The organism is Salana multivorans, assembly GCF_003751805.1.
Classification (GTDB): Bacteria; Actinomycetota; Actinomycetes; order Actinomycetales; family Beutenbergiaceae; genus Salana; species Salana multivorans.
Genome location: NZ_RKHQ01000001.1, coordinates 126,039 through 152,114 on the forward strand (window position 1 = coordinate 126,039; position 26,076 = coordinate 152,114).

At 73.8% G+C, this 26,076-nt stretch carries 21 protein-coding genes; 3 read left to right on the forward strand and 18 right to left on the reverse strand.

What is annotated here, in order from left to right:
• Positions 1 to 6 precede the first annotated feature (6 nt).
• The 13 genes from ilvD to ligA all read right to left on the reverse strand — a co-directional run bounded on the left by ilvD (position 7) and on the right by ligA (position 14,082).
• Positions 7 to 1,869, reverse strand: a complete 1,863-nt coding sequence (gene ilvD / locus EDD28_RS00745) for a dihydroxy-acid dehydratase (RefSeq protein ID WP_123737887.1) — start codon at positions 1,867 to 1,869, stop codon at positions 7 to 9.
• A gap of 70 nt (positions 1,870 to 1,939) precedes the next feature.
• The gene (locus EDD28_RS18025; protein ID WP_281272540.1) at positions 1,940 to 2,704 is read right to left on the reverse strand and encodes a metal-dependent transcriptional regulator; all 765 of its coding nucleotides are present in this window, start codon (positions 2,702 to 2,704) and stop codon (positions 1,940 to 1,942) included.
• Between the two features lie 41 nt (positions 2,705 to 2,745).
• Entirely contained in the window at positions 2,746 to 4,257 is a 1,512-nt protein-coding gene (gene gatB, locus EDD28_RS00755; RefSeq protein WP_123737889.1) for an Asp-tRNA(Asn)/Glu-tRNA(Gln) amidotransferase subunit GatB, read from the reverse strand.
• Complete coding sequence (gene gatA / locus EDD28_RS00760) at positions 4,254 to 5,810, reverse strand: Asp-tRNA(Asn)/Glu-tRNA(Gln) amidotransferase subunit GatA (RefSeq protein ID WP_123737890.1); 1,557 nt, start codon at positions 5,808 to 5,810, stop codon at positions 4,254 to 4,256. The genes gatB and gatA overlap by 4 nt, the downstream gene beginning before the upstream one ends.
• Before the next feature lie 2 nt (positions 5,811 to 5,812).
• The gene (gatC, locus tag EDD28_RS00765) at positions 5,813 to 6,109 is read right to left on the reverse strand and encodes an Asp-tRNA(Asn)/Glu-tRNA(Gln) amidotransferase subunit GatC (protein WP_123737891.1); all 297 of its coding nucleotides are present in this window, start codon (positions 6,107 to 6,109) and stop codon (positions 5,813 to 5,815) included.
• A 59-nt stretch (positions 6,110 to 6,168) separates the two neighbouring features.
• On the reverse strand, positions 6,169 to 6,432 hold the full coding sequence (locus EDD28_RS00770) for a LapA family protein (RefSeq protein WP_123737892.1): 264 nt from the start codon (positions 6,430 to 6,432) through the stop codon (positions 6,169 to 6,171).
• Between the two features lie 4 nt (positions 6,433 to 6,436).
• Positions 6,437 to 7,321 carry a 5-oxoprolinase subunit C family protein gene (locus EDD28_RS00775; protein WP_123737893.1) on the reverse strand — a complete coding sequence of 295 codons (885 nt, stop codon included), beginning with the start codon at positions 7,319 to 7,321 and terminating at the stop codon, positions 6,437 to 6,439.
• A gap of 4 nt (positions 7,322 to 7,325) precedes the next feature.
• A complete protein-coding gene (locus EDD28_RS00780; protein WP_123737894.1) occupies positions 7,326 to 8,045 on the reverse strand; it encodes a 5-oxoprolinase subunit B family protein in 720 nt (239 codons plus the stop codon).
• Complete coding sequence (locus tag EDD28_RS00785) at positions 8,042 to 8,758, reverse strand: 5-oxoprolinase subunit PxpA (RefSeq protein WP_123737895.1); 717 nt, start codon at positions 8,756 to 8,758, stop codon at positions 8,042 to 8,044. Before EDD28_RS00785 ends, EDD28_RS00780 begins: the two co-directional genes overlap by 4 nt.
• Entirely contained in the window at positions 8,755 to 9,168 is a 414-nt protein-coding gene (locus EDD28_RS00790; RefSeq protein WP_123737896.1) for a pilus assembly protein CpaE, read from the reverse strand. The genes EDD28_RS00785 and EDD28_RS00790 overlap by 4 nt, the downstream gene beginning before the upstream one ends.
• Positions 9,169 to 9,209: 41 nt before the next feature.
• On the reverse strand, positions 9,210 to 10,937 hold the full coding sequence (locus EDD28_RS00795) for an MDR family MFS transporter (protein ID WP_245967856.1): 1,728 nt from the start codon (positions 10,935 to 10,937) through the stop codon (positions 9,210 to 9,212).
• Positions 10,934 to 11,617 carry a TetR/AcrR family transcriptional regulator gene (locus EDD28_RS17770; RefSeq protein WP_123737897.1) on the reverse strand — a complete coding sequence of 228 codons (684 nt, stop codon included), beginning with the start codon at positions 11,615 to 11,617 and terminating at the stop codon, positions 10,934 to 10,936. Before EDD28_RS17770 ends, EDD28_RS00795 begins: the two co-directional genes overlap by 4 nt.
• A gap of 56 nt (positions 11,618 to 11,673) precedes the next feature.
• The gene (ligA, locus tag EDD28_RS00805) at positions 11,674 to 14,082 is read right to left on the reverse strand and encodes an NAD-dependent DNA ligase LigA (RefSeq protein WP_123737898.1); all 2,409 of its coding nucleotides are present in this window, start codon (positions 14,080 to 14,082) and stop codon (positions 11,674 to 11,676) included.
• 194 nt (positions 14,083 to 14,276) lie between these two features.
• On the opposite strand from ligA, the gene EDD28_RS00810 reads away from it, so the two are divergent.
• A complete protein-coding gene (locus EDD28_RS00810) occupies positions 14,277 to 14,759 on the forward strand; it encodes a methyltransferase family protein (RefSeq protein WP_123737899.1) in 483 nt (160 codons plus the stop codon).
• Here EDD28_RS00810 and EDD28_RS00815 read toward each other — a convergent pair.
• The 4 genes from EDD28_RS00815 to mnmA form a co-directional block, all read right to left on the reverse strand.
• Positions 14,723 to 14,932: a helix-turn-helix domain-containing protein gene (locus EDD28_RS00815; protein ID WP_123737900.1), complete on the reverse strand. Its 210-nt coding sequence runs from the start codon at positions 14,930 to 14,932 to the stop codon at positions 14,723 to 14,725. The genes EDD28_RS00810 and EDD28_RS00815 overlap by 37 nt on opposite strands.
• A 101-nt stretch (positions 14,933 to 15,033) precedes the next feature.
• Positions 15,034 to 15,336, reverse strand: coding sequence for a hypothetical protein (locus EDD28_RS00820; protein ID WP_148059502.1), 303 nt, complete (start codon positions 15,334 to 15,336; stop codon positions 15,034 to 15,036).
• A gap of 241 nt (positions 15,337 to 15,577) precedes the next feature.
• Positions 15,578 to 16,654, reverse strand: a complete 1,077-nt coding sequence (locus EDD28_RS00825; protein WP_123737902.1) for a uroporphyrinogen decarboxylase/cobalamine-independent methonine synthase family protein — start codon at positions 16,652 to 16,654, stop codon at positions 15,578 to 15,580.
• Positions 16,651 to 18,030 carry a tRNA 2-thiouridine(34) synthase MnmA gene (gene mnmA / locus EDD28_RS00830; protein ID WP_425469957.1) on the reverse strand — a complete coding sequence of 460 codons (1,380 nt, stop codon included), beginning with the start codon at positions 18,028 to 18,030 and terminating at the stop codon, positions 16,651 to 16,653. Before mnmA ends, EDD28_RS00825 begins: the two co-directional genes overlap by 4 nt.
• 198 nt (positions 18,031 to 18,228) lie before the next feature.
• On the opposite strand from mnmA, the gene EDD28_RS00835 reads away from it, so the two are divergent.
• Positions 18,229 to 20,412, forward strand: a complete 2,184-nt coding sequence (locus tag EDD28_RS00835) for an NTP transferase domain-containing protein (protein WP_123737903.1) — start codon at positions 18,229 to 18,231, stop codon at positions 20,410 to 20,412.
• Positions 20,413 to 20,472: 60 nt separating this feature from the next.
• On the forward strand, positions 20,473 to 22,929 hold the full coding sequence (locus EDD28_RS00840; RefSeq protein WP_123737904.1) for a glycoside hydrolase family 94 protein: 2,457 nt from the start codon (positions 20,473 to 20,475) through the stop codon (positions 22,927 to 22,929).
• An 86-nt stretch (positions 22,930 to 23,015) separates the two neighbouring features.
• Here the strand turns inward: EDD28_RS00840 and EDD28_RS00845 are convergent, their stop codons facing one another.
• A complete protein-coding gene (locus tag EDD28_RS00845; protein ID WP_123737905.1) occupies positions 23,016 to 26,051 on the reverse strand; it encodes a DUF5979 domain-containing protein in 3,036 nt (1,011 codons plus the stop codon).
• Positions 26,052 to 26,076: the final 25 nt, after the last annotated feature.

Below are 26,076 nucleotides of genomic sequence, written 5' to 3' on the forward strand. Positions count from 1 at the left end.
GAGAGCTCAGGCCCGACGGATGAGCGACAGGTCGCGCACGGCACCGCGGTCGGCGGACGTCGCCATCGCCGCGTACGCCTGCAGCGCCTTCGACACCACGCGCTCGCGGGAGGCGGGCTGCCACGGCCGCTCGGACGCCTCCATCTTGGCGCGTCGCTCGGCGATGACGGCGTCGGGGACGTTGAGCCGGATGAGCCGGGTCTCGACGTCGATCTCGATCTCGTCGCCGTCCTCCACCAGGGCGATCGTGCCGCCGGCGGCCGCCTCGGGCGAGATGTGGCCGACCGAGATGCCCGAGGACCCGCCGGAGAACCGGCCGTCCGTGATGAGCGCGCAGACCTTGCCGAGCCCGCGTCCCTTGATGAACGACGTCGGGTACAGCATCTCCTGCATGCCTGGGCCGCCGGCCGGGCCCTCGTAGCGCACGACCACGACGTGTCCCGGCTTGACCTCCTTGCGCAGGATCTTGTCGACCGCCTCCTCCTGCGACTCGCACACGATCGCGGTGCCGACGAAGTGGAACACGTCGGGGTCGATGCCGGCCGTCTTGAGGACGGCGCCGTCCTCGGCGAGGTTGCCGCGCAGCACGGCGAGGCCACCCTCGACCGTGTAGGCGTGCTCGACGTCGCGGATGCAGCCCCCGGCGCCGTCGGTGTCGAGCGACTCCCACCGCGCGCTCGTCGAGAACGCCTGCGTCGTGCGGACCCCGCCGGGCGCCGCGTGGAACAGGTCGATCGCGGCCTCCGTCGCCTTCCCGCCGCGGATGTCCCAGTCGTCGAGCCACGCGCGCAGCGTCGGCGTGTGGACCGACGTCACGTCGTGGTCGAGCAGGCCACCGCGGTCGAGCTCGCCGAGCAGCGCGGGGATGCCGCCCGCCCGGTGGACGTCCTCCATGTGGTAGTTCGGGTGGTTCGGCGCCACCTTGGAGAGCGTCGGCACCCGCTTCGAGATGTCCTCGATGTCGTGGAGCGTGAAGTCGACCTCCGCCTCCTGCGCCGCCGCGAGGATGTGCAGCACCGTGTTGGAGGAGCCGCCCATCGCGACGTCGAGCGTCATCGCGTTGCTGAACGCAGCCCGCGTGGCGATGCCGCGCGGGGTGGCCGAGTCGTCCTCGTCGTCGTAGTACCGACGGGCCAGGTCGACGATGGTGCGCCCCGCCTCGAGGAACAGCTCGCGCCGCGCCACCTGGGTCGCCAGCGTCGAACCGTTGCCGGGCAGGGACAGCCCGAGGGCCTCGGTGAGGCAGTTCATGGAGTTCGCCGTGAACATCCCGGAGCACGACCCGCACGTGGGGCACGCGCTCGCCTCGACCTGGCTCAGCGCCTCGTCGCTCACCGCGTCGTCCGCCGAGTAGTTGATGGCGTTGATGAGGTTGAGGTGCGTCGAGGCGATGCCGTCGGCGACGACCGCCTTGCCGGCCTCCATCGGGCCGCCCGAGACGAAGATCGTCGGGATGTTTAGCCGCAGCGACGCGTTGAGCATGCCGGGCGTGATCTTGTCGCAGTTCGAGATGCACACGAGCGCGTCCGCGCAGTGCGCGTTCACCATGTACTCGACCGAGTCGGCGATGAGGTCGCGCGAGGGCAGCGAGTAGAGCATGCCGCCGTGGCCCATGGCGATGCCGTCGTCCACGGCGATCGTGTTGAACTCCTTGGCGACGCCGCCCGCCTCGCGGATCGCGGAGGCGACGAGGTCGCCCATGTCCTTGAGGTGGACGTGCCCGGGCACGAACTGGGTGTAGCTGTTGGCAATCGCGATGATCGGCTTGCCGAAGTCCTCGGTGGTCATGCCCGTGGCCCGCCACAGCGAGCGCGCGCCCGCCATGTTGCGACCGTGGGTCGAGGTCCGTGAGCGCAGCGGCCGGCTCATGGCGTTCTCCTTCACTTCGACGACGTCGGGTCCATTGTCCACCACCCGGGACCATCGTCTCAGGGGCGTCTCAGCCCGGGGTCACCCAGACCGCGCGGAGCGCCGGTAGGCCGTAGGGCTGCAGCTTCGTCCCCGCGGGGACGACCGAGGTGCCCGCGGCGCCCTGAGCGCCGGTTGCGCGTGTGCCGTCCGCATCAGCGTCGCCGTCCGCACCAGCGTCGTCCGTCCCGTCGACGCGGTCGACGTGCGGGGACGCGGCGAGCATCGCCAGCGCCGACGCCTCGTCGCGATCGACGACGACGACGTGCCGGCCGGGCACCACCCCGCCGACGGCGAGGCGCTGGAGCAGCTCGGGATCGGCGTCGGACACCCGGCTGACGACGCCGCACTCCCCCGCCTCGAGCTCGCCGAGCGTGCGGGCCTCCGGGATCGTGATGACGCCGTCGGCGCTCGGGATCGGGTCGCCGTGCGGGTCGTGCGTCGGGTGACCGAGGTGGGCGTCGATCCGGCGCAGCAGCTCGTCGGAGATGGCGTGCTCGAGGATCTCGGCCTCCTCGTGCACCTCGTCCCAGGCGTAGCCGAAGGTGTCGACGAGCAGCGTCTCCACCAGCCGGTGGCGACGGACGACGGCCAGCGCGGCGAGCCGGCCGGCCTCGGTGAGCTCGACGCGCCCGTAGCGCTCGTGCGCGATGTAGCCCGACTCCGCGAGGCGCCGCACACCCTCGGACGCGGTGCCCTGGGTCACCCCGAGCCGCCGCGCGAGCTGCTTGACCGTGAGCGCCTGGCTCGACCACTCCCCGGCGTTCCAGACCGCCTTGAGGTAGTCCTGAGCCACCGAGGAGAGGGGGGGCAGGACGTCGGGGCCGGGTGTCGCGCTCAGGCCTGCACCCTCTCCAGGACCAGCTCGCGCACGCGGCCGGCGTCGGCCTGACCGCGCGTCGCCTTCATCACGGCACCGATGACGGCGCCGATCGGGCCGAGGTTGCCGCCGCGGATCTTCTCCGCGATGTCGGGCTGCGCGGCCAGCGCCGCGTCGATCGCCTCGAGCAGCTGCCCGTCGTCCGAGACGACCTCGAGCCCGCGCGCGGCCACGACGTCCTCGGGCGACCCCTCGCCGGCGAGCACGCCCGCGAGCACCTGGCGGGCCAGCTTGTCGTTGATCCGGCCGGCGTCGACGAGCTGCTGGAGCTGCGCGACCTGGGCCGGCGTGATCGGGAGGTCCTCGAGCGCGGTCTCGCTCGAGGACGCGATGCGCGCCAGCTCACCCATCCACCACTTGCGCGCGGCGGCGGGCGTCGTGCCGGCGGCGACGCTGGCCTCGATGAGGTCGAGCGCACCGGCGTTGACCACGTCGCGCATCTCGGCGTCGGCGAAGCCCCACTCGGTGTGCAGCCGCCGGCGACGGGCCGCCGGGAGCTCGGGCAGTCCCGAGCGCAGCTCCTCGACCCACGCCCGGTCGGGCTCGATCGGGACGAGGTCGGGCTCCGGGAAGTAGCGGTAGTCCTCGGCGTCGGACTTGACCCGGCCGGGCGACGTCGTGCCGTCGGTCTCGTGGAAGTGACGCGTCTCCTGGATCACGGACAGGCCCGCGTCGAGCACGGCGGCCTGCCGCGAGATCTCGAACCGGACCGCGCGGTCGACGGAGCGGAAGGAGTTGACGTTCTTCGTCTCGGTGCGCGTCCCGAGCGGGGACTCGGGCGAGGGGCGAAGGGAAACGTTGACGTCGGCGCGGACATTGCCGCGCTCCATCCGGGCCTCGGACACGCCGAGCGTGCGGAAGATGTCGCGCAGCGTGCGGACGTAGGCCGCGGCGACCTCGGGTGCGCGCTCGCCGGTGCCGAGGATGGGCCGCGTCACGATCTCGACGAGCGGGATGCCGGCGCGGTTGTAGTCGACGAGGGAGTACTCGGCGCCCTGGAGGCGGCCGTCGTGGCCCCCGACGTGGGTGTTCTTGCCCGCGTCCTCCTCCATGTGCGCCCGCTCGATCTCGACGCGGACGACCGTGCCGTCCTCGAGCTCGACGTCGATCCACCCGTCGTGGGCGATCGGCTCGTCGTACTGCGACGTCTGGAAGTTCTTCGGGATGTCCGGGTAGAAGTAGTTCTTCCGCGCGAACCGGCACGACGCCGCGATCTCGCAGTTGAGCGCGAGCCCGATCCGGATCGCCGACTCGACCGCGGCGCGGTTGAGGCTCGGCAGCGCGCCCGGCAGGCCGAGCGAGACGGGCGTCACCTGCGTGTTCGGCTCGGCGCCGAAGGTGACGGGCGCACCGTCGAACATCTTCGTCGCGGTGCCGAGCTCGACGTGCACCTCGATCCCGAGCACGGGGTCGAAGCGCGCGACGGCGTCCTCGTACTCGACCAGGGACGGCGTGGGGGTCGTGGTCACGGGGCCACCTCCGTGGGGATCGCGGGGATCGAGTCGATGATCGGGGCGGAGCCCGGTCGATCCGCCGTCACGAGGTGCTCCACGGCGGCACCCACCCGGTACAGGCGCGCGTCGGCGCGGGCCGGCGCGAGGATCTGCAGCCCGATCGGGAGGCCGGCGTCGTCGAGGCCGTTGGGCACCGAGATGCCCGGGACGCCCGCGAGGTTGGCGGGGATCGTCGCGACGTCGTTGAGGTACATCGCCAGCGGGTCGTCCAGCTTCTCGCCGAGCTTGAACGCCGTGGTCGGCGCCGTCGGGGAGACGAGCACGTCGACGGCGTCGAACGCCGCGGCGAAGTCGCGCTGGATGAGCGTGCGGACCTTCTGCGCGCTGCCGTAGTACGCGTCGTAGTACCCCGCCGAGAGGGCGTAGGTACCGAGGATGATCCGGCGCTTCACCTCGCTGCCGAAGCCGGCGCCGCGCGTGGCGGCCATGACGCGCTCGGCGGTCACGGGCCCCTCGACCGGCTCGACGCGCAGGCCGAAGCGCATGCCGTCGAACTTGGCGAGGTTGCTGGACGCCTCGGCGGGAAGGATGAGGTAGTACGCGGCGAGCGCGGCCGTGAAGGACGGGCAGGACACCTCGACCACCTCGGCGCCGGCGCCCTCGAGGAGCTCGACCGTGCGCCGGAACGCCGCCGAGACCTCGCGCTGGAAGCCCGCCTCGTGGCCGCTGCCACCGAGCTCGCGCACGACGCCGACCCGGACGCCGCGCAGGTCGCCGCTCGCGCCCTGGCGGGCCGCGTCCGCGTACCCCGCGGCCGGACCGGTGAGGCTCGTGGCGTCGAGCGGGTCGTGGCCGCCGATCACCTCGTGCAGCAGCGCGGCGTCCAGCACGGTGCGGGCGCACGGGCCGGCCTGGTCGAGGCTGGAGGCCAGCGCGACGAGCCCGTAGCGCGAGACCGACCCGTAGGTCGGCTTGACGCCCACCGTTCCCGTGACCGACGCGGGCTGGCGGATCGAGCCGCCCGTGTCCGTCCCGATCGCGAGGGGCGCCTCGAAGGCCGCGAGCGCCGCGGCGCTGCCGCCGCCGGAGCCGCCGGGGATGCGGTCGAGGTCCCACGGGTTGTGGGTGGGGCCGTACCCGGAGTGCTCGGTGGAGGAGCCCATCGCGAACTCGTCCATGTTGGTCTTGCCGAGCATCGGCATCCCGGCCGCGCGCAGCCGCGTCACGAGCGTGGCGTCGTACGGCGGCACCCAGCCCTCGAGGATGCGGGAGCCGGCGGTCGTCGGGGTGCCGCGGGTGACGACGACGTCCTTGACGGCGACGGGCACCCCCGCCAGCTCGTGGAGCTCCCCGCCAGCGGCACGCTCGGCGTCGACGGCGCGCGCCTGCGCGAGCGTGTCCTCGCGGTCGACGTGGAGGAAGGCGTGGACGGCGGGCTCGACGGCCTCGATCCGGTCCAGGTGGGCGGTCGCGACCTCGACGGCGCTGACGTCGCCGGCACGCAGCAGCGCGGCGAGGTCGGCGGCGGTGCGACGGGTGAGGGAGCTGGTCAGCTCGGTGGCGCTCATGCTCACTCCTCGCCGAGGATCTGCGGGACGGCGAAGCGGCCGTCCTCGGCGGCCGGGGCCTGCGCGAGGACCTCGTCCCGGTCGAGCGTCGCGACGGGGACGTCCTCGCGCCAGACGTTCACGAGCGGGATGGGGTGGCTCGTGGCGGGGACGTCGGCCGAGGCGATCTCGCTGACCTTCTCGACGGCGTGCGCGATCACCTCGAGCTCGGCGGCGAGCCTGGTCAGCTCGGCGTCGGTGAGGTCGATCCGGGCGAGGGCGGCCAGGCGCGCGACCTCGTCGGTGGAGAACGTGGGCATGGTGGCGAGTCTAGTGCGGCTCGCCCGCGACGCCCGCGTCCGGACGATCCGCGCGGCAGCTACCGACGGGCGCGACGCTTGACGCTGCGCTGGTGGCCGAACCAGCCGATGATCCAGCCGACGACGACGAGGATCGCGTAGACGAGCCAGGCCGGGGCCGTCACCTGGACCGCGATCAGGTTGACCCGGATGTCGTCGCTGTTCACGACGATGAAGACGATCGCGAGGACCGTCAGGAGCGCCGGGAACCAGTACTTCTTCACGTAGGTGCCGACGGTGGCATCGTCGCCGGCGGCGCGGGTGGAGCTCGTCGATGTGCTCATGCGCTCATCGTGGCACGAACCGCACCCCGTCACCAGGACGAAGCTGCGCCAGCTCGCCGAGCCCGGAGGCCGTCACGACGCCGATCACCGGGTAGCCACCGGTGAGCGGGTGGTCGGGGCCGAAGACGAGCGGCAGGCCGCTCGGCGGGAGCTGGACGGCCCCCGCGACGAGGCCCTCGGACGCGGCGCTCGCCTCGGGTGCCGCGAGCGCCGGCTCGCCGCGCAGCCGGATCGCCACGCGGTCGCACTCGGCCGCCACCGTCCAGGCGCAGCGCAGCAGGTCGTCCCACGCCGTCGGGGCGAGCGTCTCGGGGCGCGGCGGCGGCAGGACCGGGAGCTCGACGGCCAGCGAACCGGAGGCTCCCACGCGGTGCTGGACGGCGACGGCGGACGGCTGCCCGGCCGCGGCGTACCGGTCGGGCGAGATCGCGTCGCCCACCGGCAGGACGTCGCCGGCCGCCAGCGGGGACGGTCCGAGGCCGGCGAGCGTGTCCCGCGAGCGCGAGCCGAGGACGGGTGGCACGTCGACACCCCCGGCCACGGCCAGCCAGACCCGCGCGCCGCCGACCGCGCGCACGGTGAGCCGCGCGCCGGCCGGCACCGCGAAGGGACGCTCGACCTCGACGGGGAGGTCGCCGACCCGCACGGCGGCCGGCCCGGTCACGGCGACGACGGCGGCCCTGGTCGCCTCGAGCACGAGCGGGCCGAGCAGCACCTCGAGCGTCGCGGCCGCCGGGTCGTTCCCGACCAGCGCGTTCGCCCGGTCGCTCGCGGCGCGGTCGAAGGGTCCGCCGGGCGCCACGCCCCAGCGAGCCATGCCCCGGCGTCCGGCATCGACCGTCAGGGTGAGCGGACCGGGATCGACGACGCGCAGCCGGCCCCGGGTCATCGGCTCATCGCCCGGCTCCCGCGCCAGCGTCCACGGCTGCGTCCACCGCCGCGTCGACGTCGAGGTTCACGGCGACGAACCTCACCCGGTCGCCCGGCCGGACGCGGGCGGGCGGGTCCGCGGCCGCGTCGAACATGGCGACGTCGGTGCGCCCGAGCAGGTGCCAGCCACCCGGGCTCTCGCGCGGGTAGACGGCGGTGTGGTCCGCGGCGATCGCGACCGACCCGGCCGGGACCCGCGTGCGCGGGTCGTCACGACGCGGGAGCACCAGGAGGGGGTCGAGCCCCTCGAGGTAGACGAAGCCGGGCGCGAAACCGGCGAAGGCCGCGGTGTAGGTGCGGGCCGTGTGCCGCTGGACCACCTCGGCCGGCGTCAGCCCGCACCGGGCGGCGACCTCGGCCAGGTCGGCCCCGTCGTAGGCGACGGGGATCTCGACGACGGCGCCGGCCGGGTCGGCGGCCGGACCGGCGACGTCGGCGGCCGGACCGGCGACGAGCCCCGCGACCACGTCCCGGGCGTGCTCCGTCGGCCAGCCCGGCGCCAGCCGGACGAGGACGGAGACGGCCGAGGGCACGGCGTCCACCACGAGACCCGGCAGCTCGGCGACGAGCCGGCGCCCGAGGGCGCGGGCCCGCTCGGCGTCGGGGACGTCGACGAGGAGGGCATCCTCGCCGTACGGGCGGAGCGCGACCGCCTGGGCGTCCTCGGGCCGACCCGCGCTCATCGAGGTCCGGCCCCGACGAGGCCGTAACCGGCGTCCACCAGCCCGTCCCGGGCGGCGCGCGCGATGAGCAGCGCGCCCGGGGTGTCGCCGTGGACGCAGACCGTGTCGACGAGCGGGGCGAGGATCGCCATGCGTCCGCGCACCTCGGCGGCGTCGCGCAGGACGGCGCCGGGCTCGGAGCGGGGCACCAACGTGCCGTCCGGGCGCACGGCCCGGTCGGCGAACCCCTCGCGGACGACGGGAAGGCCCGCCTCGTCCGCGGTCGTCGCGAGCGCCGAGCCCGGGAGCGCGTAGACCGGCAGCGGCGTGGCGAGGGCCGTCGCGGCGACCTCGGTCAGCAGGAGGGCGAGGTCGGCGCGCACCATCGCGGCGTTGTAGAGAGCGCCGTGCGCCTTGAGGTGCGTGACGGCGACGCCGGCGTCGTCGGCGACCCGGCCGAGGTCGCGGACCTGCGCGAGCACCTGACGGCGCAGCTCGACGAGCGGAACGGCGAGGTCGCGCCGTCCGAAGCCGTCGCGGTCGAGGTAGGAGGGGTGCGCACCGACCGCCACGCCGCGGTCGGCCGCGGCCCGCACGGCCGTCCGCATCGAGGCCGGGTCGCCCGCGTGGCCGCCGCAGGCGATCGACGCCGCCGTGACGAGCGCGAGCAGGTCGTCGTCGCTGCCGGCCCCCTCGCCGAGGTCGGCGTTGAGGCCGATCGGGCGAGCGGTCACGACGATCCCCGCAGGCGGGCGAGGAGCGCCTCGCCGAGGGCGTCGGCGGCGCTGGAACCGAGGTGGCTCTCCCCCGCGTCGTCCTCCACGGCGTAGCCGGTCGCGGTCCGCCGCAGCGCGACGAACCCGGGTCCCAGCGCCTCGCGGAGCTGGTCCTCGCGCGGCAGCCAGAGCGCGTCCTCGGCCGCGACCGAGTCCAGCGCCCACTCGGTGGTGCCGTTGAAGGCGAGGATCGTGCCGGTCGGGTAGGTGCGCGGCTCGATCGTCAGCTCTGAGACGACGTAGTGCTCCGCGTCCGGGTCGGGCGAGGCATCGGGCGTGGCACCGGGGATCGTGAAGACGTCGCCGGACCGGGGCGTCCAGACGAGCCCGGCGGCGGCGAGGAGACGGGCGAGGTCCGGGGCGATCATCGATCTAGTATCGCGCCCGGACCTCGTCGTACCGCCGCCGGTCAGTCCCCGGGGCGACCGTTCCCGTCGTTGTCCGCGCCGATCGCGACCTCGCCGGCCACCGCCGCCTCGTACGCCGCGGCAGCGTCGTCCGCCGCGTCGGTGACGCCGGTGACGCCGACGGGAGCGGCGTCCTCGATCATCACGTCGCCCTCGGCGATGGCCTCGCCCCGCGCCACCATGCCGGCGGTCGTGGAGAGCTTGACCTCCTTGAGGAACAGCGCGAGGACGAAGCCGACGAGCACGAGCGGGATGAAGTACCAGAACGACGGCGCCAGCGAGTTGGTGTAGGCGTCGATGACCTGGGTGTGCAGCGGCTCCGGGAGCGCGGCAACCGCGGACGGGGTGAGCGACTCCGGGCCGCCGCCCTCGGCGCCGCCACCGGCGGCCGCGAAGATCGGCTCGAGGTTGTCGGTGAGCCGCGTCGTGAAGATCGTCGAGAAGAGCGCGATGCCGACGGCCGCGCCGATCTCCCGGAAGAAGTTGTTCGAGCTGGTCGCGACGCCGATCTCGTGCGGGTCGACCGAGTTCTGCACCGCGAGGACGATCGTCTGCATGACGAGGCCCATGCCGACGCCGAGCGTGAAGATCATGGCACCGAACGTCACCATCGACATGTCGCCGGTGATGGTCGTGAGCCAGACCATGCCCCCCGCGGTGATGAGGAGACCGAGGACCGGGTAGATCTTGTACTTGCCCGTCTTCGTGATCGCGAACCCGGAGGAGATCGCCGTCAGCATGACGCCGACCATCATCGGCAGCATGAGCCAGCCGGACTCGGTCACGCCGGCGCCCGTCGACATCTGCAGGAACGTCGGCAGGAAGCCGAGCGCCGAGAACATGCCCATGCCGAGCACGAGGCCGATGAGCGTCGCGATCGTGAAGGTCGAGTTGCGGAACAGGCGCAGCGGGATGATCGGGTCCTTGGCGCGCAGCTCGACGACGATGAACGCCGCGATCGCGGCGAGCGTGCCGACGGCGAGCGCGACCAGCCGGCCGTTGCTCCAGTCGTAGCCGCGGGTGCCGCTGAGCGACTCCCAGCTCGTCAGCAGGACGATGCCCGACGTGCCGAGCACGATGAACAGGGCGCCGAGGACGTCGAACGGGTTCGGGTCCTTGTGCGAGGGCAGCCGGAGCGCGAACCACGCGACGACGATCGCGAGGATGCCGACGGGCACGTTGATCCAGAACGCCCAGCGCCAGCCCGGACCCTCGGTGAACCAGCCACCGAGCAGCGGGCCGATCACGGCCGCGATGCCGAACAGCGCACCCATCGGGCCCATGTACTTCCCGCGCTCGCGGGCCGGGACGATGTCGGCGATGATCGCCTGCGACAGGATCATGAGGCCACCGCCGCCGAGGCCCTGGACGGCGCGCCACGCGACCAGGTCGACGAACGAGCCGGCGAAGCCGGCACCCGCTGACCCGATCGTGAACAGCGCGATCGCGACGATGAACGGCCAGCGCCGCCCGACGACGTCGCCGACCTTCCCGTACAGCGGCATGACGATGGCGATCGCCAGGATGTAGGCCGTGATGACCCAGCCCTGGTGCTCGACGCCGTGGAGCTCGCCGACGATCGTCGGCATCGCCGTCCCGACGATCGACTGGTCGAGCGAGGACAGGAACATCGACGCCATGAGGGCGCCGAAGATGAGCCAGACGGTGCGCTTCGTGAGGACCACGGGGGCCTTCTCGTTCGCCGCACTCGCCTCGAGGGTGTGAGTCACTGCGGTTCTTCCTTTGGTTCGTTCGGTGACGGGGACGACGCGGGCGTCGCCTCGCCGAGAAGGACCAGCCGCCGGAGCTGGTCCCTGGTCGTGGGGAGGTAGTCGGCTGCCCGGCCGGCCTGACCGGACTCGTTCCAGAGCTCGACCGCCGCGCGGACGAAGGCCATGAGGAGCGAGGCCGTCACCGCGGGCGCGATGCCGGTCGGCGCCGTCAGCTCGCGCCGCTCGAGGAGCGACTGGAGCGCGATCCGCCGCTCCTCCATCATGCGGAGCTCGCGGCCGATGAGGCGGGGCTCCGCCTCGATGATCCCCATGACGCACTCGACGCGCTGGGGACCGGTGACCGGGTCGTCGAGGATCGACGCGACGAGAGCGGCCAGGTCGTCGACGAGGACACCGCTCGGCCCACCGGCCGCGAAGGCCTCGACGAGCTCGACCGGGATCGGGCTGCGGGCGCCGTCCTCGACGCCGATCCCCAGGACGACGTCCTCCTTCGAGGCGAAGTAGTTGAAGAAGGTCCGGGGCGAGACGCCGACACGCTGGCAGATGTCCTCGATCGTGACGCCGTCGAGGCCGTGGGACCTGACGAGCTCGCGTGCCGCGTCGACGAAGGCGGCGTGCCGCGCCGCCTTCTTCCGCTCGCGCAGGCCGGGGGCCCGGGGACTCGTGGTGAATGACACCCGGAGATTCTTACACGCCCTGCAATGTTGCAGTCAATGCAGAAGTGTGGGAAACGTCACGCCTCGGACGCGGGCACGGGCGCGGGGCCCTCCCCCAGCAGGTCCTCGACCCCGTCCCAGCTCGCCAGCGCCAGCAGGTCGGGGAACCTGGACTGGTCGAGGATCCTCAGCCCGAGCTCCCGCGCCTTGGCCTCCTTCGAGCCGGCGCCGGGGCCGAGGACGACGAGGTCGGTCCGCTTCGACACGCTCCCGGCGGCCTTGCCGCCGCGCTCGAGGATCGCCTCCTTCGCCTCGTCACGGGAGAAGCCGTCGATGGCGCCGGTCACGACGATGGTCCGACCGTCGAACGGGCCGGCCGGCGCGTCGTCCGCCGCACCCGGCCCGGGGTGGTCGGGGATGAAGGTCCGCACGCCGTCGCGCTCCCAGGCGTCGACGATCGCCTGGTGCCACTCGACCGCGAACCACTCGGTCAGCGAGGCCGCGATGATCGGCCCGACGCCGTCGACCGCCGCGAGATCGGCCTCGCTCGCCTCCCGGATCGCCGCGAGCGAGCCGAAGTGGGCGGCGAGCGCGCGGGCCGCGACGGGGCCGACGTGCCGGATGCTGAGCGAGACGATGATCCGCCACAGGTCCTTGGTCTTGGCGAGGTCGAGCTCGTCCAGCAGGGTCTGCACGGCGGCCGACGGCTCGGCGGCCGGCAGGTCGATGCCGTCCCGCTCGGCCTCGACGCGCTGGGCCTTGGTGTAGGTCAGCTTCTTGCGGAACGGGGTCCGGCGGCGGAGCGTCCCGTCCTCCTCCTGGCGCGGGAGACCCGTCTCGGGGTCGCGCACGACGACCGTGACCGGCATGAGCAGCTCGTAGCTGCGCCGACGGACGCGCTCCCTCTCCTGCGGCGTCGCGTCGAGCGGGTACCCGACCAGGGAGAACAGGTCGGCCTCGTTGCGCAGCGGCGGCTCGGCCGGCGACTCGGGCTGGGTCAGCGCGGCGGCCGTGACCTCGCCGAGGGCCTCGACGTCCAGGCCGCCGCGGGAGCCGATGTGCTCCAGCCGGCCACGCACCTGGGCCGGGCAGGTCTCGGCGTTGGGGCAGCGCAGGTCGACGTCGCCCTCCTTCATGGCGCGCAGCGGCGTCCCGCACACGGGACAGGTCGTCGGCATCGTCCAGTCGGAGCGCGGGTAGTCGTCGTCGGCCGCGACCGGCGCGGGGCCGAGGACCTCGGGGATCACGTCGCCGGCCTTGCGCAGCACCACCATGTCCCCGGGACGCACGCCCTTGAGCCGCACGACGTCCTGGTTGTGCAGCGTCGCCTGGCGGACCGTCGAGCCCGACACGAGCACCGGCTCCATCACGGCGTACGGCGTCGCGCGGCCGGTCCGGCCGATCGCGACCTGGATCCCGAGGAGCCGGGTGTAGACCTCCTCCGGCGGGTACTTGAACGCGACGGCCCAGCGCGGGGTCCGCGAGGTGAACCCGAGGCGCCGCTGGGCCTCGAAGGCGTCGACCTTGACGACCAGGCCGTCGATCTCGTGCTGGAACGCGTGGCGGTCCTCGCCGACGGACTCGATGCGGCGGCGGACGTCGTCGAGGTCGAGCGCCGGCTCGGTGTACGGGGAGACCGGCAGACCCCAGGAGGCGAGGAGGTCGTACATCGCCGACAGCGACTCCGGGGCCGTGCCGGCGAGCCCGGCCGCCCCCCAGTGGACCGCGCCGAGGCCGTGGACGTACATCGCGAGCGGGCGCGACGCCGTGACGCCCGGGTCCTTCTGCCGCAGCGAGCCGGCGGCGGCGTTGCGCGGGTTGGCGAACGGCGCCTTGCCCGCCGCGACCTGCGCCTCGTTCACCTCGGCGAACCCGGCGACGGGGAAGAACACCTCGCCCCGGACCTCGACCACGTCCGGGTGGGTCAGCCGGTCGCCGCCGAGGACGTGCGGGATGGCGGCGATCGTGCGGACGTTGGCCGTGACGTCCTCGCCCGTCACGCCGTCGCCCCGCGTGGCGGCCCGGACGAGCCGACCGGCCTCGTAGGTGAGCGCGATCGCGAGCCCGTCGATCTTGAGCTCGGTGATCATCGCGGGGGGCTCACCGAGCGTCCTGAGCACGCGCTCGTACCAGGCCGTGACCTCCTCGAGGGAGAACGCGTTCTCCAGCGAGTACATCGGCTCCAGGTGCCGGACCGGGGAGAACGTCGAGGACGGGGCACCGCCGACGACGCGGGTGGGCGAGTCCTGCGTCTGCAGCTCCGGGTGGCGCGCCTCCAGCGTCTCCAGCTCGCGCATGAGGACGTCGAACTCCGCGTCGCTCATGGTCGGAGCGTCCCGCTCGTAGTACGCGGCGCGCGCCTGCCGGACGAGGTCGACCAGCTCGTCCCAGCGCCGGCGCGCCTCGGGCGGCACGGGCGTGGCGGCGGTCGCGTGCGGCGTGGCCGCGGTCGCTGCGTCGGACGCGTCGGACGGCTCGGTGGTCATGGGCTCCATTGTGAGGGGTAGGTCCGACATCGACGACGGGGCGAGCGACCGCGGCGGGCGACGGCACGGACGACGCACTCGCGGGCACCGCACGCCGCTGGACGATCGCGCCACACCCCCGCCGCGCCGGACGGAACCGCTCGACGATCGGGCCGCCGCTGGACGACCGGGCGGGCGGCGGGCACCGTTGGTCCATGGATCGCGACGACCTCCTGGTCCTGGGACAGGCCGCGGGACTGGTCGGCGTCCTCGCGCCGGGACGGCCGCGCTGGCGCCTGCCGGCGACGGTCACGCTCGCCGCGTGCGGCGCCGTGGTCGCCGGCGGCGCGCTCGCCGGGACGGCGGCCAGCAGCCACGGCCGACTGCTCACGCCCCGCGTCCGACCGCCGGCCGGGGCGACGCTCCTGCGCGAGGGCCCGTACCGGATCAGCCGCCACCCGCTGTACGCGGGACTGGTGCTGGCCTGCGCGGGGGTCGCGGTGCTCCAGCGACGCGCCGTGCCGCTGGCAGCCCTGGTCGGGCTCGCCGCGGTGCTGCGACTCAAGACCGCGCGCGAGGAGGTCCGGCTGGTCGAGCGCTTCGGGGGCGCGTACGAGGACTACCGCCGAACGACGCCGTGGCTGCTCGGCCGTCCCCGCGATCAGCGCAGGAGCGAGCGCGGATCGACGCCCAGATGACCGGCGATCCGCTCGAGCGACTTCAGCGTCAGGTTCCGCTCGCCGCGCTCGACACCGCCCATGTAGGTCCGATGGACGCCGAGCACGTCGGCGAACTGCTCCTGGCTCAACCCGCGCTTCATCCTGATCAGGCGCAGGTTCTCTCCGACCCGTCGCTGCAGCTCACCTTCCACACGGACCACGTTGCCGGTCCGCTACTGATGAATCTACAGACTCATCAGTAGCATCGGGCCGACGCGCGCCGGCTACCCGTGCTCACGCCGTCCGGCGCGCCTCACTCCGCACGCGCCAGCACCACCTCCACCGCCGCCACGACGCGGCGCCACCCCTCGGGGTCGAGGTCGAGGAGCTGGTCCTCACCGTCTCCCACGTACAGCCAGCGGTGCTCCTCGTCCCCGTGGAGCACGACGACGAGCTCGCGCGCCTCCGCGGTCGAGGGCTGACCGCGGATCGCCGCGAGCGCCACGACCGGGACGGCCACCCCGTCGGCCTGATGCTCGGACGGCGCGCCCGGCCGGGCGTGGTCGACCACGCACCAGGCCGGATGCCGCTCGGCCCCCGCGTCCACTCGTCCCATGTCACCCTCCCCTGCTCGAGGTCTTGCGCCAACTCTCGACGACGGCACCGACATCGACGTCCGGTTGTCCACAGCGTCGAGCGGCCGGCCACCGTCGGCGTCGTGCCGATGTCGTCGAGTTCCACGTCAGGCGCACCTCGATCGAGCCGGAACCGTCGGGCAAGCCTCAAGGAATGCTACGTGTTGGTAGCACGGCTCCGACGACCGACGGCCGACGGCCACCCGCCGGGCGCGGGACGCGTCAGTCGCGCTCGCTGGTCAGGTCCCCGAGCGCCAGCGCGCTGCGGGTGAGGAGCGCCAGCGTCGCCTGCGCGGCGACGGGACTCACCTCGGCGAGGCCCGACGTGATCGCGAGCGGCAGGTCGACCGGGCGCAGGCCGACGTCGCGCAGCGGCCGCAGGATGCTGAGCGCGACCTCGCGCGGCTCCACGCGCTCGCGGCCCGGGCCCACCACGGGCACGCTGCGCCAGCGCAGTCCGACGCCCGCCTCGATGATCTCCGCCAGCGCCTCCCAGGCCGGGCGCCCCAGCGTCGTCGCGTCCAGCTGGACGGCACCCGGCCGCGCCAGGCGGACGACGTCGAGCACCTCGGCGTCGACGCCCCCGGGGAGCTGCAGGATCACCTCGTGCGGGTGCCACGCCGCGACGAGGTCGCGCAGCCCCTGCGCCAGCACCTCGGCGGGAAGCGCCGGCAGCGTGCGTCGTCCGGAGAACGTCGGCAGCGACCCGGCGAGGATCTGCGGGAGCCACGGCTCCTGGAGGAGCACCTGCGCCCGGGGCGCCGCCTCGCGAGGTCCGGCCGGGTCGGACGCGGGCTCGCCGAGGAGGACGGGGAGCTCCCGCGCCGCGGCCACCGCCTCCAGGTGTCGCCCGACGCCCAGCGCGAGCGAGTCGACGAGGTCGCGCCGAGCGACGCCGTCGACGATCACCCGCTCCCCGACCGGGAGCCACGTGGCCGCGGCGAGCGAGAACGGCCCGAGCACCGGGAGCTGGACGACCCCGTCGTACCCCGCGAGGCCGAGCGCGAGCTGCTCGACGTCGGACTCGACGAGCCGGTGGGCGCGGCGCTGCTCCGTGCTCGGGCGGCCCGCCAGCCGCCAGCCGTGCGGTTCGAGCGAGGCCGGCATCGACTCGGCGATCGCCAGCGTGCGTCCGATCGGGGCCGCCGCCGGTCCGCGGTGCGGGAGAACGAGGAGGCCCGGCGTGCCGCTGACCCCGGAGGGCGGGTCGGCCACGACGTCGAGGACGGCGCGGTTCGCCGCCACCGGGTCGGCGCCGGGCCAGATCGACGGCGCGAGGATCTCGATCCGCGCGCTCACGACGCCCCCGCCGGGCCCGTCATGTCGCCGGCTCGGACACCGGCTCCGGCACCCGCGAGGTCGCGGCCGCCGTCCAGCGCGTCGGCGTCGATCAGCTCGCGGGCCGCGCGACCCGCCACCGCGATCGTCCCCTGCCCGAGCACCCGGTCACGCCCGTCGCGCGCACCGACCGGCCCGGCGCCGTAGACGACGAGCGACTGTCCGGCGGCGAGCCCCCGCAGCGACTCACCCAGCAGGACCTGGATCTCGCCCGAGCCCGACCCCGCGCCGGCCCCGGAGCGCGGCCCCGAGCCCAGCCAGGAGTCCGCACCCGAGCCGGCACCCGGACCCGACCCGCGGCCCTGCTCCCCCGCGTCGGGCCCGGCCGCACCGCCGCCCCCGTCGACACCCGCGTCGTGGCCGCCCCGTCGCTCCCCGAGCCGCGCCAGCGCCGGCACGGGCTCGCCGTGCGCCCGGACCTGGACGAGCACGTCGGTCCACTCCCCCGGCCACCGGTCCCCGGCGAGCCACACCGGATCCGTCGCGACCACGTCGCGCACCGAGAGCAGCTCGCTCGGCCCCACGACGACGCGGTTCGCCGCCGTGTCCACCTCGAGCACGTAGCGGGGGCGGCCGTCGGCCGCCGGCCGCCCGAGCCCGAGCCCCTTGCGCTGGCCGACCGTGAACGCGTACGCCCCGTCGTGCTCCCCGACCACGGTGCCCGCGACGTCGACCACCTCGCCCGGCCGCGAGCCGAGGTGGGAGCGGAGGAAGCCCTGGGTGTCGCCGTCGGCGACGAAGCAGATGTCGTAGGAGTCCGGCTTCTCGCTCACCGCGAGCCCGCGCGCGGCCGCCTCGGCGCGCACGGCGTCCTTGGAGGCGGCATCGCCGAGCGGGAACAGCGAGCGCGCGAGCCGCTCGGGCCCCATGACCGCGAGCACGTACGACTGGTCCTTCGCGGCGTCCCGGGCGCGGCGCAGCTCGAGCCCGCCGCCGGGCCCGGTGGTGATCCGCGCGTAGTGCCCCGTGGCGACCGCGTCGAACCCGAGCGCGAGCGCCCGGTCGAGCAGCGCGGCGAACTTGATGTGCTCGTTGCACCGCACGCACGGGTTGGGCGTGCGGCCGGCCGCGTACTCGGCGACGAAGTCCGCCACGACCGTCTCGGTGAACTCCTCCGACAGGTCCCACACGTAGTACGGGATGCCGAGCACGTCGGCCGCCCGCCGCGCGTCGGAGGCGTCCTCGATCGAGCAGCACCCGCGCGACCCCGTGCGGTGCTGCGCGCGGCTGCGCGACAGGGCCATGTGGACGCCGACGACGTCGTGACCGGCGTCGACGGCGCGCGCGGCGGCGACGGCGGAGTCGACACCGCCCGAGAGGGCCGCGAGCACGCGCACTGGTTCGCTCCTGGCGTCGGGGATCGGGGCTGGACCAGTCTACGAAGCCCCCGCCGGGGCCCGGTCCCGGCCCCCGGACACGAGCTCGACATCCCGCGGGCGCGGCGTCGCCGTCACTGGTAAGGTTCTTAACTAACAAGGTCGGACGCTCGGTCCGGCGCCTGGGGGCCATGGCGGCCCCGACCCTGGAGCACACGCATGAACGCAGCAACGACGCGCCCGACCACCTCCGCCGTCCTTCTCGCCGCCGGGGCGGACGAGTCCTCCCGCGCCCTCCTGACGAGCCGGCTCGGGGACACCACCGTCGTCGAGGCGGCGCTCGCCACGGTCCGGACGGTCGTCGCGGACGAGGACATCACCGTCGTGGTCGCCCCCGGTGACACGACGGTGCGGGAGGCGCTCGGCGAGCACCTCGCGTACGTCGAGCAGGCGGAGCTGCTCGGCACCGGCCACGCCGTGTCGGCGGCGCGCGAGCGGATCGCCCACGCCGACGTCGTCCTCGTCGCGTACGGCGACACCCCCCTCCTGCGCCCCGACTCGCTGCGCGGACTGCTCAACCGCTACGCGCTCACGGGCGCCGACCTCGGGCTGCTCACCGCCGTCGTCGACGAGCAGCTCCCCTACGGCCGCATCGAGCGCGATGCCGACGGCGTCCTGCGTGCCATCACCGAGGCGACCGACGTCGCGGGCGCCACCGCACCGGACGACGACGGCCGCCTGGAGATCAACGTCGGCACCTGCGTCGCCGACCCCCGCGCGCTGCTCGCCCGGATCGACGAGCTGGCGGCCGAGGGCGAGCACCGGCTCACCCCCGTCGTGCGACGGTTCATCGACTCGGGCGCGAGCGTGGCCACCTACCGGATCTACGACACCGACGAGGTCCAGGGCATCAACACGGCGGCCGAGCTCGCGCTCGCCGGCGACATCGTGCTGCGCCGCCTGTTCGAGCCGCGCCGCAACACCGACACCCACGTCGTCTTCGGCACGGGCGGCTGGCGGGCCGTCATCGGCGAGGGCTTCACGCTCGGCAACGTCCGCCGGCTGTGCCAGGCGATCGCGAACGAGGCGATCCGCACCGGCATCGACGCCCGCGGCGTCGTCATCGGCGGCGACCGGCGCTTCCTGTCCCGGGAGTCGGCGGAGGCCGCGGCCGAGGTGTTCGCCGGCAACGGCATCCCCGTCGTCCTGCTGCCCGACGACGTCCCGACGCCGCTCGTCACGTTCGCCGCCCCGCACACGGGCGCCGCCTACTCGATCGTCATCACCTCCTCGCACAACCCGCCGGACTGGAACGGGATGAAGGTGTTCCGCGCCGACGGGTCGCTGCCGCTGGACCCGGAGACCGACCGGTTCCAGGACGAGGCGAACGCGCTCGCCCCGGGTGACGTCGTCACCCTCCCCCTCGCCAAGGCGCGCGCGACGGGGCTCGTCGTCGACCGGTCGCTCACCGACCCGTACGTCGACGCGATCGAGGAGATCATCGACGTCGACGCGGTGCGCGGCTCGGGGCTGCGCGTCGTCGTCGACCCGATGTTCGGCACGTCGCAGCTCACGCTCGGCACGATCCTCGGCGACATGCGGGTGCGCGCCGAGTTCATCCACGCGGCGCACAACCCGCTGTTCGGCGGCGTCGCGCCCGCGCCGGACGAGGAGCGGCTCGCGACGCTCAAGTCGATGGTGGCGTCCGGCGGGTACGACCTCGGGATGGCGACGGACGGCGACTCCGACCGGATCGGGATCGTCGACGCGAGCGGGCGCTACGTCGAGACCAACGACCTCCTGCTCGTCCTGTACTGGTACCTCCACGAGGTCCGCGGCGAGCGGGGCGGGGTCGTGCGCAACATCGCGACGACGCACCTGCTCGACCGGCTGGCGGCCCACTTCGGCGAGCGGTCGCGCGAGTGCCGGGTCGGCTTCAAGTACGTGACCGCCGCGATGGAGGAGATCGACGCCGTGCTCGGCGGCGAGTCCTCGGGCGGCCTCACGGTGCGCGGCTGGCTCAAGGGCAAGGACGGCATCTTCGCGTGCGCGCTCGTGGCGGAGATGCTCGCCCGGACCGGCAAGGGGTTCGCCGAGCTGCTCGCCGACGTCCACGCGATCACCGGCCGGCTCCACACGCTCGAGGCCAGCGTCCCCGCGACGCCCGACATGCGCGTGGCCGTCCCGCGGCGCCTCGCGGCCGACCCGCTGACGCGCGTCGGCGGGTACCGGGTGCTCGGGGTCGACCGGACGGACGGCGTCAAGATCCTGCTGGAGCACGACAACTGGGCGCTCCTGCGCTTCTCCGGCACCGAGCCGCTGCTGCGCCTGTTCGTCGAGGCCGACTCGCCCGAGAAGGCCGCCGAGCTGCTCGACTGGCTGCGCGGCTTCGTCACCGCCTGACCCCGCTCTCCCCCGCTTCCCCCGCTCTCGCTCGACCCGTCCCCACCGCAGGAGACCCGCATGAAGTACGGCTACTTCGACACGGCCGCCGACGAGTACGTCGTCACCCGCCCCGACGTCCCCGCGTCGTGGACGAACTACCTGGGCACGAAGGACTTCGCGACCGTCATCGCCCACCACGGCGGCGCGTACTCCTACTACCGCTCGCCGCAGACGGGCCGGATCACGCGGTTCCGGCCCAACGGCGTCCCGATGGACGGACCGGGCCACTACGTCTACCTGCGCGACGACGCCGACGGCGACTTCTGGTCGGTGTCCTGGCAGCCGGTCGGCAAGCCGTTCGTCGTCGACGACGAGGACGGCCCCTCCGACCCGACGGGCGCGACCGACCCGACGGATGCACGAGCGCGCTACACCGCGGCGCACGGCCTCGGCTACACGCGGTTCTCCTGCGACTACCGCGGCATCGAGGCGTCGCAGACCGTGTTCGTCCCGCTGGAGGACGACGTCGAGGTGTGGGACGTCCACGTCCGGAACACGAGCGACGTCGAGCGCCGCCTCACGCTCGGCACCTACCTCGAGTTCTCCTTCCACACGATCACGATCGACAACCAGAACCTCCAGATGTCGCTGTACGCGTCGGGGTCGGACTACGCCGACGGCATCATCGAGTACGACTTCCACTACGAGCCGTGGACGTTCCACTTCTTCACGTCCTCGCGCGAGCCGTCGAGCTACGACTGCTCCCGCGACGCCTTCATCGGCCCCTACCGCACCGAGCGCAACCCCCTCGCGATCGAGCGCGGGCACGGCTCGGGCTCCTCCGGGACGACGCAGAACTCCTGCGGCTCGCTGTTCCACGAGCTCGTGCTGGCCCCCGGCGAGAGCGTGCGCCTCGCGTTCGTGCTCGGCTACGGCTCGCGCGACGGAGCCGGTCGCGCGATGCGCGCGAAGTACGCGGACCCGGCAACGGTCGACGCCGAGCTCGCCGCGCTGCGTGCCCACTGGGCGGACAAGCAGTCCCGGCTGCGGATCACGACGCCGCACGAGGGCATGGACACGATGATCAACACCTGGACGCTGCTCCAGGCCGAGACGTGCGTCCAGTGGTCGCGGTTCGCCTCGTTCGTCGAGGTCGGCGGGCGGGTCGGGCTCGGCTACCGGGACACGGCGCAGGACGTCATGAGCGTCCCCCACTCCAACCCGGTGAAGACCCGCTCGCGGATCCTCGAGCTGCTGCGCGCCCAGACCGAGGCGGGCTACGGGCTGCACCTGTTCGAGCCGGCCGTCTTCGACCCCGACCACGTGCCGCTGCCGGACGTGCCGTCGCCGACGATCGTTCCGCGCCCCGACCCGGCCTCGCTCATCCACGGGCTCGAGGACACGTGCTCGGACGACCACCTGTGGCTCGTCCCGTCCGTCGTCGCCTACGTGGCGGAGACGGGTGACGTCGACCTCCTCGGGCTCGAGGTGCCGTTCGCCGAGGGGACACCAGCGACGGTGTACGAGCACCTGCGTCGCGCACTGGAGTTCTCCGCGGAGCACGTGGGGGCGAACGGGGTGGCGCTCGGGCTGCGGGCCGACTGGAACGACTGCCTCAACCTCGGGGGCGGGGAGAGCTCGCTCGTCACGTTCCTGCACGCGTGGGCGATCGGCGCGTTCCTCGAAGTGGCCCGGTTCCTCGGGCGGGAGGACGACGTGGCCCGCTGGTCGGCCGAGCGCGACCGGATCGCACGCGTCACCGAGGAGCTGTGGGACGGACGCTGGTGGCTGCGCGGGTTCACCCGCGACGGCGTCACCATCGGCTCGGCCGCGAACGCGGAGGGGAAGATCTTCCTCGAGCACCAGGCGTGGCCGATCATCGCCGGGATCGCCTCGCGCGAGCGGGGCGAGGAGGCGATGGACGCCGTGGCCGAGCTGCTCGGCTCGGAGTGGGGCTCGCACCTGAGCTGGCCGGCGTTCCGGACCGTCGACGACACGGTCGGCTTCATCACCCGGGTCTACCCCGGCGTCAAGGAGAACGCGGCGATCTTCTCCCACCCGAACGCCTGGCCGATCGTCGCCGAGGCGCTGCTCGGGCGCGGGGACCGCGCCGTCGAGCTCTACGACGCGATCCTCCCCTACCGGCAGAACGACCGGATCGAGACCCGGTACGTCGAGCCGTACGCCTACACGCAGTTCGTCTACGGACGAGACCACGCGCTCCACGGGCGGGGGCAGAACCCCTGGCTGACCGGGACGGCCGGATGGATGTACACGGCCGTCACGAAGTACGTCCTCGGCGTGCGCCCGGGGCTCGACGGGCTGACCGTCGACCCGGCCATCCCCGCGGCGTGGCCCGGCTTCTCGATGCGCCGGGAGTGGCGGGGCGCCGTCTACGACATCGCGGTGACCAACGTCGGCTCCGGGCACGGGGTGCGCTCGGTGCTGCTCGACGGCGTCGAGCACCCGGCGGACGAGCCGATCCCCGCGGCACCGGCCGGGTCGGCCGTGCGGGTCGAGGTCACCGTCGGCTGACCCCCGCGGCCGGCGTCGGCGATCGCGGCGCGAGCTCGGCGACGGGGTGGGGATGCGGGCATCCCCACCCCGTCGCCCCGCTCGGGTCAGGCCGACCGTCGGCGCGCCACCAGGGCGATCCCGCCCGCCGTCAGGAGCACGACCGCGACGATCCCGACGGGCAGGACCGGACCGGCGCCCGTGTCGGGGTGCCGCGGCGTCGCGGACGCCGGCGTCGTCGACGCCGGGGTCTCCGTGATCGTGTTGGTCACGGTGACGCCGACCGGCTCCCCACCGCCAGCGATCGTCACGGTCTCGGCCGACAGCTCCGGGGTCTGCCAGGTGCCACCGCTCACGGCCACGGGAGCGAGCTCCTCCAGCGTGAGCCGGGCCCCGACGGGGAGCTGACCGCTCACGACGACCGTGCCGTCACCCGGGAGCACCAGGGTGCCCTCGCCCGCCGCGTAGCCGACACCGGCCGGGTAGCGGTAGGCGAGCGTGAAGGTCGCCGTCGCCGGGACGAGCGCCCTGCCCGAGCCCTCGATCACCTTCGACGCCGAGAACGGCGCCGTGAGGAGCTCCGCCGAGTTGGTCACCGTGACCGGGACGACCTCGCCCGTCGCGATCGTCACGTCCTCGCTCGACCACGCGTTCGTCCAGCCCACCGCCGGCTGGTCGGCCGGCGCGTCCTCCGTGTACGTCACCGTCGAGCCGGCGGGCAGGACCGGGCTCGACCACGTCTCGCCGTCGGCCGCCTGCCAGGTGCCCTCCTGTGTGGAGTCGTCCGGCAGCACGGCCGTCCAGGTCCCGGTGAACGGGCCGACGTCGTACGTCGCGACGTCGTTCCACTCCACCGCCTTGGTGATCGAGAACTGGCCGAGGTTGAGGTCGTTCGTCACGGTCGACGCGGCCGTCCGGCCGTTGACGATCGTCACCCGGTCGCTCGTCCAGACCGGCGTCCAGGTGCGGCTCTCGTTCTCCGTGAGCACCACCTCGGCGCCGGCGGGCAGCATCGGGCTCGTCCAGGTCCCGTCCGCCTCGGCGGACCACTGGCCGGACGCGATCCGCTCGCCGCCCAGCGTGGCGACCCAGGTCCCGGCGTAGGTGCTGGCCCGGAGCTGCTGCTGCCCCTTCCAGTCGATCTTCTTCGTGACCGAGAACCGACCGGCGTCGCGGGAGTTGGTCACGGTGGCGACGACGGCCTCCCCCGGCGCGACGGTCACGCTGTCCGCGGACCAGGCGGCCGTCCAGCCGGTGGCCTGGTCCTCGGTGTAGGTCACGACGGAACCGACCGGGAGGTCCGGGCTCGTCCAGGTCGAGCCGGCCTCGGCCGACCAGTCCCCGGAGCCGACGACGTCCTCACCGACCGTCGCCCGCCACGTGCCGGTGAACGCTCCGGTCTCGGCCGGGTCCAGCCCGTTCCACTCGACCTGCTTGGCGATGGAGAACCGCCCGAGCTGGAGCGTGTTCGTCACCTCGGGGCAGGTGCGGCGGCCCTGCGGGACGTAGATCACCTGCTCGTCGTTCCAGGACGACGTCCAGCCGGGCGTCGCGTCCTCGCTCAGCGTCACCCTGGCCCCCGCCGGGAGCTTCGTCGGGCTCACCCAGCGCCAGCCGTTCTCCGCATCGACCGACCAGGTCCCGCTCGCGATCGACGTCCCGTCGAGCTCGGCGACCCAGGTCCCGGTGAACGTGATGTCCCACGGCGTGACACCGCTCCAGTCGACGACCTTCTTCACCTCGAACCAGCCGACCCTGAGCGTGTTCGTCACCGTGGCGGCGACGTTCCCGCCGCCCTCGATCGTGAGGGTGGAGCGATCCCAGGTCGGCGTCCACAGGTTCGTGTTCGCCTCCTCGGCGAGCGTCACGACGCTGCCGGTCGGCAGCGCCTCGCTCGTCCAGGTCTGGCCGGCCGCGACCGTCCAGGCGCCGCTGCGCGTGGAGTTGTCGGGCAGGGTCGCGGACCAGGTGCCGGAGAAGTCACCGACCGGGTACGCGTCGGCGCCGTTCCAGTCGATCGCCTTGGTCACGGAGAAGGTGCCCCGCTCGGAGCCGGAGGCGCCGCCGCCGACCGCGAACTTCGTGACCTCGACCCCGGTCTCCCATGACTCCTCGGGGAAGGAGGACGTGATCGTCGCGCGGTCCTCCCACGGGCCCTCGCCGGTGAAGGTCATGTCGAGCCGGAGCAGGAAGAAGACGCTGCCGATCTCCGCGGGGTCGCCCTGGGTGGTGACGCGCCACGCGTGCTCGGCGCCGTCGACGGGGGTTGCCGTCGCGGGGATGTGCTGACCGGTCTGGCACTCGCCGCCGCCGGCCGGCAGGGTGCCCGGCTCGCCCCACGTGTTGACGCAGTTGTAGGCGAAGACGTCGGCGACGCCGACGATCGACTGGTTCGGGCTGATGAGCACGTCCTCGATGACGAGATCCGCGTACCGCTCGACCTCGAGGACCGGCGTCCCGATGGTGACGCTCCCCGTCCCGTCGCCGTAGTCGCCGCCCCACTTGCTCGCCCCGGTGTCCGGCTGCCCGCACACGTCGGGGCACTCCTGGCCCGTCACCGGGGGCTGCGGCACCGTCGTGCCGTTGACGGTCACGCGGATCGGCACCTGCTCACCGCGGTCGAACGAGGAGTTGATCTGCGCCCGGACCCAGCCGTTCGCCGTGACGTCCGCGTGCGTCTCGGCGTAGTCGGTGAGCGTGAACGTCAGCGTCCTGGCGTCCCTGTCGACGACCATGACGGCGACCGTGTCCGCCCGGCGGGTCTCCGACGCGCTGCCGTCGGCGTTGAGGTAGCGGGTGACGTCCTGCAGCCCGTCGAACCTCGTCGGGTCGAGCGCGACGACGGCCTGGCAGCCCTCCGCCATGCCGTCGAGGTCGGTGAGCGCGACGTCGAACTGGAAGGTCTCCCACGCGGTGACCGTGCTGCCGCCGCTCGACGTGGTGTAGGTGACCTCGACGTCGTCGGCCGAGATGACGCCGCCGACACAGCCGTCGGGGGCGGCCTGCGCGACCGGCGCGAGGGGGCCGACGACCATCATGGCCAGGGCGAGGGCGAGGGTCAGCAGCACCGCGACGACGGCGCGGCGGCGGGGAGCGACGGCTCCCGGATCGGCCGGGTCGGCGGCCAGGGACGAGTGGGACATGGGGTGCCTCCTGCGGCGTGAGAAG

Excerpts from the sequence above, each read along its gene's own strand:
- EDD28_RS00835 (WP_123737903.1), top strand. The coding sequence starts at position 18,229 with ATGAACGCAGCAACGACGCGCCCGACCACCTCCGCCGTCCTTCTCGCC.
- gatC (WP_123737891.1), bottom strand. The coding sequence starts at position 6,109 with ATGCCCACGTTCTCCACCGACGAGGTCGCGCGCCTGGCCGCCCTCGCC.
- EDD28_RS00810 (WP_123737899.1), top strand. The coding sequence starts at position 14,277 with ATGGATCGCGACGACCTCCTGGTCCTGGGACAGGCCGCGGGACTGGTC.
- EDD28_RS00770 (WP_123737892.1), bottom strand. The coding sequence starts at position 6,432 with ATGAGCACATCGACGAGCTCCACCCGCGCCGCCGGCGACGATGCCACC.
- EDD28_RS00845 (WP_123737905.1), bottom strand. The coding sequence starts at position 26,051 with ATGTCCCACTCGTCCCTGGCCGCCGACCCGGCCGATCCGGGAGCCGTC.
- ligA (WP_123737898.1), bottom strand. The coding sequence starts at position 14,082 with ATGACCACCGAGCCGTCCGACGCGTCCGACGCAGCGACCGCGGCCACG.
- EDD28_RS00790 (WP_123737896.1), bottom strand. The coding sequence starts at position 9,168 with ATGATCGCCCCGGACCTCGCCCGTCTCCTCGCCGCCGCCGGGCTCGTC.
- ilvD (WP_123737887.1), bottom strand. The coding sequence starts at position 1,869 with ATGAGCCGGCCGCTGCGCTCACGGACCTCGACCCACGGTCGCAACATG.
- EDD28_RS00775 (WP_123737893.1), bottom strand. The coding sequence starts at position 7,321 with ATGACCCGGGGCCGGCTGCGCGTCGTCGATCCCGGTCCGCTCACCCTG.
- EDD28_RS00840 (WP_123737904.1), top strand. The coding sequence starts at position 20,473 with ATGAAGTACGGCTACTTCGACACGGCCGCCGACGAGTACGTCGTCACC.
- gatA (WP_123737890.1), bottom strand. The coding sequence starts at position 5,810 with ATGAGCGCCACCGAGCTGACCAGCTCCCTCACCCGTCGCACCGCCGCC.
- EDD28_RS00780 (WP_123737894.1), bottom strand. The coding sequence starts at position 8,045 with ATGAGCGCGGGTCGGCCCGAGGACGCCCAGGCGGTCGCGCTCCGCCCG.
- EDD28_RS00820 (WP_148059502.1), bottom strand. The coding sequence starts at position 15,336 with ATGGGACGAGTGGACGCGGGGGCCGAGCGGCATCCGGCCTGGTGCGTG.